The following is a 14247-nucleotide window of genomic DNA, read 5'->3' as shown; positions in this document are numbered from 1 at the left end:
CCGCCGTGTCATTCCAACCGGACAGCAACTGCCAACGTTCATCCACGTCGAGCACGTCCACAGCGCTCACCCGCGCGCCCGGCTCATCAACCAACGCCGCCAACACCCGCACGAACCGCTCCACGAGCCCACTGACCGAACCCGCATCGAACAGATCGGCGGCGGCGATCAGTTCGCCGCGTAGCCCGGCCGGTCGCCGGTCCGTGTCGAACTCCTCGGTGACACCGAACTCGAGGTCGAACTTCGCGGTCCCGGCCCCCGGCGCGGTCCGGGTGGCGTCGACGTCAACGAGGTCGAGTGCCGCCGCGTCCTGGTTCTGGACGGTGAGCATCACCTGAAACAGCGGATGCCGTGCCAGGGAACGGGTTTGCGCGAGCTCCTCCACCAGACGCTCGAACGGGACGTCCTGCCGTTCGTACGCCGCGAGGTTGGTCTCCCGCACCCGACCCAGCAGCTCCAGGAAGGTCGGGTCGCCGGCCACGTCGGTCCGTAACACCAAGGTGTTGACGAAGAACCCCACCAGGTCGTCGATCGCCTCGTCGGTGCGGCCGGCCACCGCCGTACCGATAGGGATGTCGACGCCGGCGCCCAGCCGCGACAGCAGCACCGCCAACGCGGCCTGCACCACCATGGCGACCGTCACGCCCTCGGCACGGGCCAGGGTGAGCATCGCGGCGTGGACCTCAGCCGGCACCCCCAGCGAGACCGCATGTCCGCGGTAACTCGGGATCGCGGGGCGTGGCCGGTCCGTCGGCAGCGCCAACTCCTCGGGAATACCGGCCAGCGTGTCCCGCCAGAACCGGGCCTGTCGGGCGAGCACACTGTCCGGGTCGTCCTCCACGCCCAGAAACTCCCGCTGCCACAACGCGAAGTCGGCGTACTGCACCGGCAGCGGTGACCAGTCCGGTGCCCGGCCCGCCGATCGCGCCGCGTAGGCCTGGGACAGATCCCGGGCCAACGGCGTCATCGACCACCCGTCGGCCGCCACGTGGTGGACCACCACCACCAGCACCAAGCCGTCGAACAACCACGCCCGGATCGGCACCTCCGTCGACAGGTCGAACGGCTCGGCAACGGCCGCCGCCACCGAGCCGTCGAGGTCGTCGGTCCCGGCAGTCGTCAACCGCCACTCCAGCTCCTCAGCCGGGATGATCCGCTGGTACGGCTCTCCGTCGGCAGTCGGGAACACGGTCCGCAGCGCCTCGTGCCGGCCGAGCACGTCGCGCAACGCCGACTCCAACGCCGAGGGGTCCACGCCATCCAGCCGCAGGACGAACGGCATGTGGTACGCCGTGGTCGCGTCCTCCAGGTGGTTGACGAACCACAACCTGCGTTGCGCGGCCGACAACGGCACACGGTCCGGACGGTTCATCGCCACGACCGCCGGACGCGTCGGACCCACCGACATCCGGGCCGCCAACCGCGCAGGTGTGGGCGCCTCGAACAGCGTCCGCAACGGCAGCTCCATTCCGAGCACAGCCCGGACCCGGCTGGCGAGTCGCACCGCCAACAGCGAGTGCCCGCCCAGGGCGAAGAAGTCCTCGTTGACGCCCACCGAGTCGTGGCCCAGCACCTCGGCGAACGCCGCGCAGAGCAACTCCTCGCGGGGGGTCAGCACGGCCCGGCCGGCAGCGGCGCGTGTTGTCGGCGCCGGCAGCGCCGCCCGGTCCAGCTTGCCGTTGGGCGTCAACGGCAGCGCGTCGAGCACCACCACCGCCGAGGGCACCATGTACTCCGGCAGTCGACCGGCCACGAACCGGCGTACGTCCTCGGCGTCCAGGCCCGCGGCGGCGACCACGTACCCGATCAGACGCCGCTCTCCCGGGCTGTCCTCCCGGACGACCACGACGGCCTGTTCCACCTCTGGGTGCGCGGCCACCGCGGCCCGCACCTCGCCCAGCTCGATCCTGAAGCCGCGGATCTTCACCTGGTCGTCCACCCGACCGGCGAAGACCAGCTCACCGTCGGCTGTCCACCGCACCAGGTCACCGGTGCGGTACATGCGCTCGCCGGAGCCGAAGGGGCAGGCGACGAAGCGTTCCGCGGTCAGCCCGGTTCGTCCGATGTAACCGCGGGCAAGCTGCCTGCCGGACACGTACAGCTCGCCGAGCACGCCGACCGGGACCGGCGCGAGCGACGCGTCCAGGACGAACGCCCGGCTGTTCGGCAGCGGTCCACCGAACGGCACCGGGCCGTCGGCGCACTCCGGGTCGATCCGGCCAGCGGCCATGATGACGGTGGCCTCGGTCGGACCGTAGGCATGCACCAGGTGCCGGTCCCGGGACCACCGGGCGGCCAGCCGGGGGTCGATGCCCTCGGAGCCGACCACCATCGCCTCGACGTTCGTGAACCGCTCCGGGTCGAGCACAGCCAACAGCGACGGTACGACGCTCGCCGAGCGCACCCCACTGGCGGTGACCAGCCGGCGCAGCAGTTCCGGCTCGGAGCGCTGCGCCGACGAGGCGATGACCAGGGTGCCACCGCAGGCGAGGGTGACTGCCACGTCGAGCACGGAGGCGTCGAAGCTGAACGAGGCGAACTGGAGGACCGGGGTTCCGGGTCGCACCCGCAGCAGTGCCGCAAACACGGACACGAGGTTCGACAGGCCGCTGTGTGGCACGCACACACCCTTGGGTCGGCCCGTCGATCCGGAGGTGTAGATGACGTAGGCCGCCTGGGCGGGCGCGGGCGCGGCCGGCAGGGCGACGTCGGTGTGGTCGGGCATCGGCGCGTCGACGATGACCGGGACGACTTCGGGCGGCAGCACTGTGGCGCAGCTCGACGCGGTGAGCACCACCTGCGGTCGGGCGTCGGATATCAGGTAGGCGATGCGCTCGCCCGGATACTCCGGGTCGATGGGCAGGTACGCGCCACCGGCCCGCCAGACCGCGAGGATGGCGGCCACCATGTCGAGCCCGCGGGGAAGGCAGAGCCCGACCACCGACTCCGGCCCGACGCCGCGGGTCACGAGCACCCGGGCGAGTCGGTTGGCCCGGGCGTTCAGCTCGGCGTACGACAGTGCGACGCCCTCGTGGGTCGCGGCTGCGGCATCCGGTGTACGGCCGACCTGTCGGCGGATCAGTTCCGGTACCGGGGCGCTGGCGAGGTCGGCATCGGTGTCGTTCCACTTCACGAGCACCCGGTGCCGTTCGTCGTCGTCGAGGACTTCGACGGCGCGCAGCGGCGGGTCGGTGTCGCGGTCGAGGCCCGTCCGAAGCCTGGTCACGAGGCCGTCGACAGTGGTGACGATCAGCCGGCCGAGAGCGGCGGCGTCGATCGGCTCCACCGCGTCGACGGAGACGCTGGCGTCGTCCCCGTCGTCGTCGATGGAGACCGTGAGCGGGTAGTTGTTGCGCTCGTGGGTGTAGATGACCTGGACGCCGTCGACGTCGTCGTCGTCGGTGGGGCCGGAGGCGGCGGTGTTCCGGCGGTAGTTGAGGATGGACGTGAACAGCGGGGAGTCGGCGGGAACGCCGCTGACTCGCTGCGCCACGGCCAGTGGGGCGTGTTCGTGTTCGAGTTGCGCGGCGAGTTGGTCCCGCATGGCCGCGACCGCGGCGCGCACGCCGATGTCACCGATCCGCACCCGGACCGGCAGGGTGTTGATGAACGGGCCGGGCACCCGGTCGGCGCCGGCGCCGGCGTTCATCCGACCGAACAGCACAGTGCCGAACACGACGTCGTCGCGGCCGGCGATGGCGGCGAGCGCCCGCGCCCAGGCGACGTGCAGAACCGTCGCCGGGCTGGCGCCGAGTCGCCGGGCGACCTCGCGTAGCCGGGCAGCCAGTCCCGGTGGGAACGGGGTACGCCAGCGGGCCGGTCGCGCGTCACCGCGGGCCTCCGACACTCCGAACGGTACGGTCGGCTCGTCGACGTCACCGAGCAGGGCGGCGAAGTACCGCTCGTGTTCCTCCTGCGGGACGCCGGCCCGGGCCTGGGCGACGAAGTCGCGAAACGGTGGTGCCGGCGGCAGTTCGTCGCCCCGGCCGGCGAACAGTGTCCGTACCTCGTCGAGGACGATGTCGAGGCCGGTGTGGTCCTGAACAAGGTGATGGACTCGGAGCAGCACCAGCCAGCGGTCGTTGTCGGGGTTCTGGGCGATGCGCAGGTCCATCAGCGGCGCCCGCTCCAGGTCCATCCGTGACCCCCCGGCTCGGACCAGGTCGGCTACCGGGTCGTCGGTGTCGGCGGAGAGGGTCACCGGCTCGATCCGCAGGGCGGCGTGTCGCTGGACGATCTGGAGCGGCTCCGGCAGGCCGTCCCAGAGGATCATCGTGCGGAAGATGTCGTGCCTGTCGACAAGGAGGTTCAGGGTGTCGACGAGGCGATCGACGAGCGCGCGGTCGGTCAGCTCGATGACGGTGGGCAGGACGTAGGCGTCGTCACCGCCCGCGGCCATCAGGTGGTGGAAGAAGATCCCTTCCTGGAGCGGGGCGAGGGGGTAGACGTCGGCGATGTTGGCCGCGCCGCCGTCGACGGCGGCAGCGATCCGGTCGATCTGCCGTTGGGTGAGCGACACCAGCGGCAGCATGTCCGGGGTGATCCGGGTGGCGTTCGCCGGGATCCGGTTCGCCGGCACCCGCACCTGCCGGGCACCGGTAGCAGCAGCCAGACCAGCCGGCGTCGGAGTTTGGAAGAACGCCCGAACCGGAACCACGACCCCCCGCCGACGCAACCACTCCACCAACCGCACCACCAACAACGAATGCCCACCCAGAGCGAAGAAGTCGTCATCCACACCCACCGCGTCCACACCCAACAACACCGCGAACCCCGCACACACCACCTCCTCCCGCGGGTTCCCCGGCGCCCGCCCCACCACCGCCACCTGCTGCGGCACGGGCAGACGCTCCCGATCCAACTTCCCGTTCGTCGTCAGCGGCAACGCGTCCAGCAGTGCGACGGTGGCGGGCACCATGTGCCCGGGCAGTCGCCGGGCGACCTCCTGCCGTACGGCCGCGGGCAGGCCGGTGCGGTCCGTTCCGGCCGCGGGAACCACGTAGGCGACCAGGCGGAGGTCGCCTGGGGTGTCCTCGCGCACGATCACCGCCGTCCGCGCCACCGACTCGCACGCGGCCACCGCCGCCTCGACCTCGCCCAGCTCGATCCGGAAACCGCGGATCTTCACCTGTTGGTCCGCGCGACCCAGGTATTCCAGCCGGCCATCGCTGTTCCACCTGGCCAGGTCACCGCTGCGGTACATGCGCTCGCCGGGAGGGCCGAACGGGCACGCGACGAACCGCTCAGCGGTCAATCCCGGGCGGCCGAGGTAGCCGCGAGCCAACTGACCGCCGGCCACGTACATCTCGGCGGTCACGCCCTGCGGCGCCGGCCGCATCGCGGAGTCGAGCAGGTGCACGCGTAGTCCCGGCAGCGCCCGACCCACCACACTCGTCGTGGCGTCTGGCTGCACGGTCTGGTTCGTCACGTGGACCGTGGTCTCGGTGATCCCGTACATGTTCACCAACACGGGTGCGTCCGAGCCGTGTCGCGTGAACCATCCACGCAACCTGCCCGGGTCCAGTGCCTCCCCGCCGAAGACCACGGCCCGTAGGGATGGGGCGTCGAGCAGGTCCATCACCTCGTAGAAGCTCGACGGCGTCTGCGACAACACCGTCACCCGCTCCCGCCGCACGAGATCGGCGAACTCGCCCGGCGCACGGGACACCTCGAACGGCACGACCACCACTCGGCCGCCGTGTAGCAACGCCCCCCATATCTCCCACACCGAGAAGTCGAACGCCGCCGAGTGGAACCAGCTCCACACGTCGTCCGGTCCGAACCCGCTGAACGGGCCCTCGGTGGCGGTGAACAGCTGTGCCACGTTGCCGTGCGTGACGGTCACGCCCTTCGGCCGGCCCGTCGACCCCGACGTGTAGATCACGTAGAGCGGATGGGCCGCCCGCACCGCCACCGGGTCGGCCGGCGTCAGCGAGGCCAGCTCGGCCACGACGTCCGGGGTGTCGACCACCACGACCGGCGCGGCACAGTCGACCAACGTCCCGACGGTCGTCGAGCTGGCCAGCACCACCACGGGGGCGGCGTCCTCGATCGTGTACGTCACCCGGTCGACCGGATACCGCGGATCGATCGGCACGTAGGCCCCACCGGCGCGCACCACTGCCAGCATCGCCACCAGCAGTTCCGGCCCCCGGTCGAACACCAGCCCGACCAGTGACTCCGGACCGACGCGGCGACCGGTCAGCAGCCGAGCCAGCCGACCCGCGCGCGCGTCCAGTTCCGCGTACGTCAGGGCTTTCCCGTCGGTGACCACCGCGACCGCGTCCGGCGTCCGCGCCGCCTGGGCCGCGAACAGCTCGGCGACGCTCGCCTCCGACGCGGTCACCGACGGCGGGTTCCACTCCACGAGTACCCGCTGACGCTCGGCCTCGTCGAGCAGGTCGATCGTGCTCAACCGGCGGCCGATGTCGGCGACGAGGACGTCCAGCAGTCCGACGTACCAGGTGACCAGCCGTTCGACGCTGGCCCGCTCGAACAGGTCCGCGGTGCCGACGACCGCCCCGTGCAAACCGGCCGGCCTGCCCGTCGAGTCGAAGGTCTCGGCCAGGTCGACGTCGAGGTCGAACTTCGCCGAGTCCCCGCCGGCCTCGACGCGGCCGGTGGCGACACCGGACATCGTGACGTCGGCGGCGGCGTTGTTCTGGACCGTCAGCATCACCTGGAAGAGCGGGTGTCGGGCCATCGACCGGACCGGTGCCAGCTCCTCCACCAGCCGCTCGAACGGCACGTCCTGGTGCTCGAACGCGGACAGACCGGTCTCCCGCACCCGGGTCAACAACTCGGCCACGGTCGGATCACCGGACAGGTCGGTGCGCAGCACCAGCGTGTTGACGAAGAAGCCGATCAGGTCGTCCAGCGCCTCGTCGGTCCGCCCTGCCACCGCAACACCGATGGGTACGTCCAAACCCGCTCCGAGCTTCGACAGCAACGCCGCCAGGGCCGCCTGCAACAGCATGAAGACCGTCACGCCCTCGGCCTGGGCCACCGCCACGATCCGGGCGTGCACGTCGGCTGGTACCCGCAGCGGAACGGTATGTCCCTGGTAGGTGGCCTGCACCGGACGCTGGTGGTCGGCCGGCAGGGCGAGTTCCTGCGGAATGCCGTCGAGGGCGGCCCGCCAGTAGTCGAGCTGTCGGGTCAGCACGCTGTCCGGGTCGGACTCGGCGCCGAGCAACTCCCGTTGCCAGAGCGCGTAGTCGGCGTACTGCACGGGCAGCGGCGCCCAGTCGGGGGCGCGGCCGTCGCACCGGGCCGCGTAGGCGGCGGAGACATCGCGGCCGAACGGGGCCATCGACCAACCGTCGGCGGCGATGTGGTGCAGGACCACCACCAGGACCGCCTCGGTCGGGCCCGCACGCAGCAGTGTGGCACTGATGGGCACGTCGGTGGCGAGGTCGAAGGTGCGCGCGGCGGCTGCCGTTACCGCATCGTCGAGGTGGTCGGGTGCGACGTCCGCCACCTCCAGGTCCCAGTTCAGCTCGGCGTCGTCGAGGACGTGCTGGTACGGCTCCCCGTCCGTGGTCGGGAAGACCGTGCGCAGCACCTCGTGGCGGGCCAGCACGTCGTGCAGGGCTGCCCGGAGTGCCGCGATGTCCACACCGCCGGAGAGGCTCATCGCGATCGGCAGGGTGTACGTGGTGTCGGCTTCGTCCAGTTGGGCGATGAACCACAGCCGGCGCTGCGCGAACGACAACGGGATCATCAGGAGCCCTTCCGGTCGCGCATCGGCCGCAGTGCCGGCCGGCTGGACTGCTCGGCGGGAACGCGCAGGGCGAGTTGAGCCACTGTGGGCGCATCGAACAGGTCCCGAAGGCCGAGTTCGACGCCGAGCACGGTGCGGAGGCGGCTGATCAGCCGTACCGCCAGCAGCGAATGCCCACCGAGGGTGAAGAAGTTGTCGTCGACGCCTACCCGGTCGAGTCCGAGGACGTGTGCGAAGGCGTCGCACAGTGCCTGCTCGCGCGGGTTTGCCGGAGGCCGGCTGGAGCTGACCGCCCCGGCGAAGTCCGGCGCGGGCAACGCCCGACGGTCGAGCTTGCCGCTGCTGGTCAGCGGCATCTCGTCCAGTACCACTACCGCGGCCGGTACGAACGAGCCGGGAAGCTGACGAGCGACGTGCTCACGGACCTCGACGGGATCGGCGTCACCAACGACGTACGCGACGAGCCGATCATCGCGCACGATCACCGCGGCCTGGGTCACGTCCGGGTGCGTGGCCACGGCGGCCTGCACCTCACCCAGCTCGATCCGCACACCGCGAACCTTCACCTGATCATCGGTACGTCCCAGGTAGTCGAGGTCGCCGCCCGGGGTCCAGCGGACCAGGTCACCGGTGCGGTACAGCCGCTCCCCCGGCTCATACGGGTTGGCGACGAACCGCTCCGCGGTCAATTCGGCCCGGCCCGCGTATCCCCGGGCGAGTTGCACGCCGGCCAGATACAACTCGCCGGCGGCGCCCACCGGCACCGGTTGCAGGGTGTTGTCCAGGACGTAGGTGCGGGTGTTGGCGACCGGCGACCCGATCGTCACCGGCACACCCACCTCACACCGGGTGGCGGTGACATCCACCGACGCTTCGGTCGGCCCGTACAGGTTGTGCAACTCCGTGTCCGGGAGGACCGCCAACAGGCTGTCCCGCGTCGTCGCGGGAAGCGCCTCACCCGAACACACCACCCTCGACAACCCCGTGCACGAGGCCGCCACCGGAAGGAACGCTTCGAGCATCGACGGCACGAAGTGCGCCGTCGACACGTTCTCCTCACGGATCAGCTCGGCCAGATAGGCCGGGTCGCGGTGACCACCAGGGCGGGCGACCACGACCGTCGCGCCGATGATCAACGGCCAGAAGAACTCCCACACCGACACGTCAAACGTGAACGGAGTCTTCTGCACCACCCGCTCACCCGACACCAACCCAAACCGGTCCTGCATCCACCGCAACCGGTTCACCACACCCGCATGCGACACCACCACACCCTTCGGCCGACCCGTCGACCCCGACGTGAACAACACATACGCCGCACCACCCGACGACACCTCGACCGGCAACGCCTCCGGGCCGTCCAACCCGGTCACCGAATCCAGCACGACCGCGGCACCCGCATCGGCCACCAACACGTCGACCCGCTGCTGCGGATACTCCGGATCAATCGGCAGGTACGCACCACCGGCCTTCACCACACCCACCAACGCCACCACCAAATCCACACCACGATCCATCCGCACACCCACCACGGACTCCGGACCCACCCCCACCGACCGCAGATACCGGGCCACCGCACCAGCACGGACGTCCAACTCCCGATACGACACCGACACACCCTCGAACACGATCGCCACCGCATCCGGGGTCGCGGCGACCTGCCGAGCGAACAACGACACCACTGTGTCGTCGACCGGGTAGGACACGGCCGTGTCATTCCATTCGGAGAGCACCAGTGAGCGTTGACCCTGGTCGAGGACGTCGACTCGGGTCAGCGGCAGGGCACCATCGGCCTCCAGGGCGGCGACCATGTTCTCGGTGGTCGTCGCCAACAGCGACGCCACCAGATGCGCGTCGATCGGGGTCGTCGCCTCCACCGTCAGGTGGAGCGTGTCACTGTCGTCGTCGACGGAGACCGCCAGCGGATAGTTGGTGTTCTCCTGGGAGAACACCACAGCTATGTCGTCCGCGCCGCCGACCTCGACGGCCTCGGTCTCCCGGTCGTCCCGGCTGTCGTTGTGTCGGTAGTTGAGGATCGAGGTGAACAGTGGCGTTTCGGTGGGGACGGCGCTGGTCTGTTGCGCGGTAGCGAGTGACGCGTGTTCGTGTTCGAGGAGGGCGGCGAGTTGTTCGCGCATGCGGGTGACGGCGTCGCGGACGTCGTGACGACCGGTATCCAGCCGGACCGGCAGCGTGTTGATGAACGGGCCCGGTGCCCGATCGGCACCGGCGCCAGCGTTCATCCGACCAAACAACACGGTGCCGAAGACCACGTCGTCGCGTCCCGAGGTGGCCGCGAGGGTACGCGCCCAGGCGACGTGCAACAACGTCGCGGGAGTCGTGCTCAGCGTGCGAGCGACGTGGCGCAGCCGGGCGGTCACCGCCAGATCCAGTTGCTGCCGAGCGCTCTGCTGGTCGGCGCCGTCGCCGTGCACGTCGCGCACGCCGTACGGGATGGTGGGCTCGTCCAGGTCCCCGAGCAGCTCCGTGAAGTACCGGGTGTGCTCCGCGTCGGTGATACCGGTGCGGGTCTGCGCCACGAACTCACGGAACGGCACCACCGGCGCCAACGCGCTGTCGTCGCCGGCCATCACCGCACGTACCTCGGTGATGAGCAGATCCAGGCCCATGTGGTCCTGCACCATGTGATGCACCCGCACCAACGCCAGGCACTCATCACCATTGGGTATTGCCGTGGTGTGTACCTCGATCAGCGGCGCCCGCTGCAGGTCCATCGCCGATCCGCCCGCTGCCAACAACTCGCGCACCGGATCGGCGTCGGTGACAACGACCTCGACCACCGGGAGGGGCGCGCGCCGCCACACCACCTGTACCGGCGCGTCGAGGCCGTCCCACACGATCGCCGTACGGAAGATGTCGTGCCGTTCGACGACCCGACCGAGCGCGCCGAGGAAACGGTCGAGCAGATCGCGGGAGGCGAAACGCACCACCGTCGGCAGCACATACGCGTCGCGACCACCCTCAGCCAACAGATGGTGGAACAGCAACCCCTCCTGCAGAGGAGCCAACGGGTAGATGTCCGCCACATTCGGCGCACCGCCGTCGACGGTGGCCACCACCCGGCCGATTTGCTCCGAGGTCAGCTCGACGAGTGGCAGCATCTGCGGGGTGATCTGTTCGGCGTTCGCCGGGATGGCGTTCGCCGGCACCCGTGTCTGATCCCGGCCGGCACCCGCGGCGGCCACCCCGGCCGGCGTGGGGGTCTGGAACAGCGCCCGCACCGGCACCGACATGCCCCGTTGACGCAGCCACTCCACGAGCCGCACGACCAGCAGCGAATGGCCTCCGAGGGCGAAGAAGTCGTCGTCCACGCCGACCGCCGCGAGCCCGAGCACCTCGGCGTACCCGGCGCACAACAGCTCTTCCCGCGCGTTGGCCGGCAGGCGGTCGGCGCGCGTGGACGCGGCGAAATCGGGTGCCGGCAGCGCGGCTCGGTCCAGCTTCCCCGTCGTCGACAGCGGAAGTGCCGGCAACACCACGACCGCCGCCGGAACCATGTGCCCCGGCAGGACCGTCGCGGCGTACGCCCGTACCCGCGCCGGCATCCCGTCCGGGTCGACGCCGGGCGTCGGCACGACGTACGCCACCAGCTGCTTGGCCCCGTCCGAGTCCTCCCGAGCAAGCACCGCGGCCTGACCCACGTCCGGGCACCCGGCCAGTGCGGCCTGTACCTCGCCCAGCTCAATGCGGAACCCGCGGATCTTCACCTGATCATCGGTACGTCCGAGGTACTCGATCTGGCCGTCGGCGTTCCAGCGCACCAGATCGCCGGTGCGGTACATCCGTGAGCCCGGCTGGAACGGATTGGCGACGAACCGCTCCGCGGTCAGCCCCGCCCGCGCCAGATAGCCGCGCGCCAGCCCCACACCTGCCACGTACAGCTCGCCGGCCACGCCCACCGGCGCGAGGGCGAGATCCCGGTCGAGTACGTGGACCCGCGTACCGCTGATCGGACGCCCGATCGGCGGGGTCCGCTCGGCCGGCCCGTCGACATTGCACTGCGTGGCGTACACAGTCGCCTCGGTCGGGCCGTAGAGGTTGACCACCTCCGCACCCGGCAGGGCTGCCCGCACCTCCGCCACTGTTGCCGTCGTCAGCGCCTCACCGGCCACCACCACGGTGCCGACCCGGGCCCGCACGCCCGCCTGGAGGACCTGCGTCAGCGCCGACGGCACGGCATTGACCAGGCTGAGGTCCCAGGCACGATGCCGGTCGGTCAGAGCCAGCAGGTCGGCCACGACCTCGACGCTGCCGCCGGACACGAGTGGGCCGAACAGTTCGAAGACGGACACGTCGAAGCTCAGCGACGTCGAGGCCAGCACCCGGGCGAACGCCGCACCGCCGAACCGGTCGGCCGCCCATCTCACCAGGTTCGCCACCGAGCGGTGCTCCACCACCACGCCCTTGGGCCGGCCGGTCGAGCCCGAGGTGAACATCACGTACGCGCCGTGCTCCGGCCGCGCCGCCGCCCGGTCGGTCAGCTCGTCGTCCACCGGTCGGTCGTGCACGGACACCCGGGCCACCCCGAACGGCAGCACGCCCTCGGTCTCCGGTGAGGTCACCACTGCCACCGGGGCCGCGTCGCCCACCATGAAGGCCACCCGCTCCTCCGGGTGTCCCGGGTCGATCGGCAGGTACGCCCCACCGGCCTTCCACACACCCAGCAGGGCCACGACCAGGTCCACGTCACGCGGCAGGCAGACGCCCACCACCGAATCCGGCCGTACCCCCCGTGTCACCAACACCCGCGCCAGCCGCTCCGCCCGCGCGTCCAACTCGGCATAGGTCACCGTCGTGCCACCCGACGTCACTGCCGGTGCCTGCGGGGTCCTGGCCACCTGTGCGCTGAACAGTTCCGGCAGGGTCGAGTCGACTGGTGCGGCCGGCGCGTCGTTCCATTCCACGAGCATCCGGTGCCGCTCCACCGCGTCCACGACGGTCACGGCGCCCAGCCGCACCGCCGGATCGTCGGTCACGTGTTCGAGCACGCGGGCGAGCCGCTCCACCATCAGCCGCGCGGACGCGACATCGAACAAGTCGGCGGCGACGGTGAGAGCGCCGCGGATCCCGAGCGGGCTGCCGGCATCGTCGAACGTCTCCTGAAGACTGAAGTCGAGGTCGAACCGTGCGGTCGTTTCCACCGCCTGATCGTCGACCGGGGCGGGCTCGATTCCGCTCGCGTCGAGAATTGCCTCGTCCTGGCTCTGCAGGGTGAGCATCACCTGGAACAGCGGGTTACGCGCCAGGGAGCGGGTCGGTGCCAGGTCCTCCACCAGCCGTTCGAACGGCACGTCCTGGTGGGCGAAGGCGGCGAGGCTGCTCTCCCGCACCCGGTGCAGCACCGCGGTGAAATCCGGGTCGCCGGACAGGTCGGTGCGGATGACAAGCGTGTTGACGAAGAAGCCGACGAGGTCGTTGAGTTTCTCGTCGCTGCGGCCGGCGATCGCCGTGCCGATCGGGACGTCGGTGCCGGCACCCAGGCGGGAGAGCAGGACGGCGAGTGCGGCCTGGAGTGCCATGAAGACGGTGACGCCTTCGGCCCGGGCGAGCCGCACCAGTTCCGCGTGCACAGGGGCGGGCACCTGAACCGGTAGCCAGTAACCGCTGTCGCTCAGCACCGCCGGGCGGGGCCGGTCGAAGGGAAGGCTGAGCTCCTCCGGCACTCCTGCCAGGGTCCGGCGCCAGTACCCGACCTGTCGGGCCAGGAGGCTGGCCGGGTCGTCCTCGTCGCCGAGCAGGTCGCGCTGCCAGAGGGCGTAGTCGGCGTACTGGACGGGCAGCGGTGCCCAGTCGGGGGCGTGTCCGGCGCGACGGGCTGCGTAGGCGGTGGCGAAGTCCCGGGCCAGTGGAGTCCACGACCAGCCGTCGGCAGCGGTGTGGTGCATGACCACGAGCAGCACCTGCCGGTCGGTGTCGTCGCTGAGCAACCAGGCCCGGATCGGTAGTTCGGCGGCCAGGTCGAAGGCGTACGCGCGGTGTCGGTCGATCGCCTCCTCGAGACCGTCGCCGGTGGTCATCTCGCGCCGCAGGTGCCAGTCGACCTGGTCCGCCGGCACGATCCGCTGAACGGGTTCCCCCTGAACTGTCGGGAGCAGTGTGCGCAATGCCTCGTGTCGTGTGATGACGTCCCGTAGTGCCGCCTCGATGACCTCCGGGTCCACCGGGCCGTCCAGGTCGAGGGTGTTCGAGACGTTGTAGAGGGCGCTGGGTCCTTCGAGTTGGTCGATGAACCAGAGGCGGCGTTGTCCGGAGGACAGTGGAATGTGCTCGGGACGGGGTTGGGTGGCCAGGGTCGGGCGGTTGGTGGTGCTCGTCGCCGGGTCCGGGAGGGTGGCGGCGAGAGCCGCCACGGTCGGTGTCTCGAAGAGGGCGCGGATTTCCACCTCGACGCCGAGTAGTGCGCGGATTCGGGAGATGAGTCGTACGGCCAGCAGCGAGTGGCCGCCGAGTTCGAAGAAGTCGTCGTCGACGCCGACGTGGTCGAGGCCGAGGATGTCGGCGTA

General features: G+C 70.6%; 2 protein-coding genes. Both read right to left on the bottom strand.

Annotated features, from left to right (window positions below; genetic code table 11):
• Positions 1-7723, bottom strand: a 7723-nt coding sequence (locus ABZ406_RS30295) for an amino acid adenylation domain-containing protein (protein WP_357768889.1), incomplete at its 3' end; no start/stop codon positions are given.
• On the bottom strand, positions 7723-14247 hold a 6525-nt coding region (locus ABZ406_RS30290), incomplete at its 5' end, for an amino acid adenylation domain-containing protein (RefSeq protein WP_357768887.1). The genes ABZ406_RS30295 and ABZ406_RS30290, both read right to left, overlap by 1 nt.

Source organism: Micromonospora sp. NPDC005710 (assembly GCF_040630995.1).
Taxonomy (GTDB): Bacteria; Actinomycetota; Actinomycetes; order Mycobacteriales; family Micromonosporaceae; genus Micromonospora.
The sequence above is the reverse complement of the archived record's forward strand: the minus strand, read 5'-3'. Positions and strand labels throughout refer to the sequence as shown.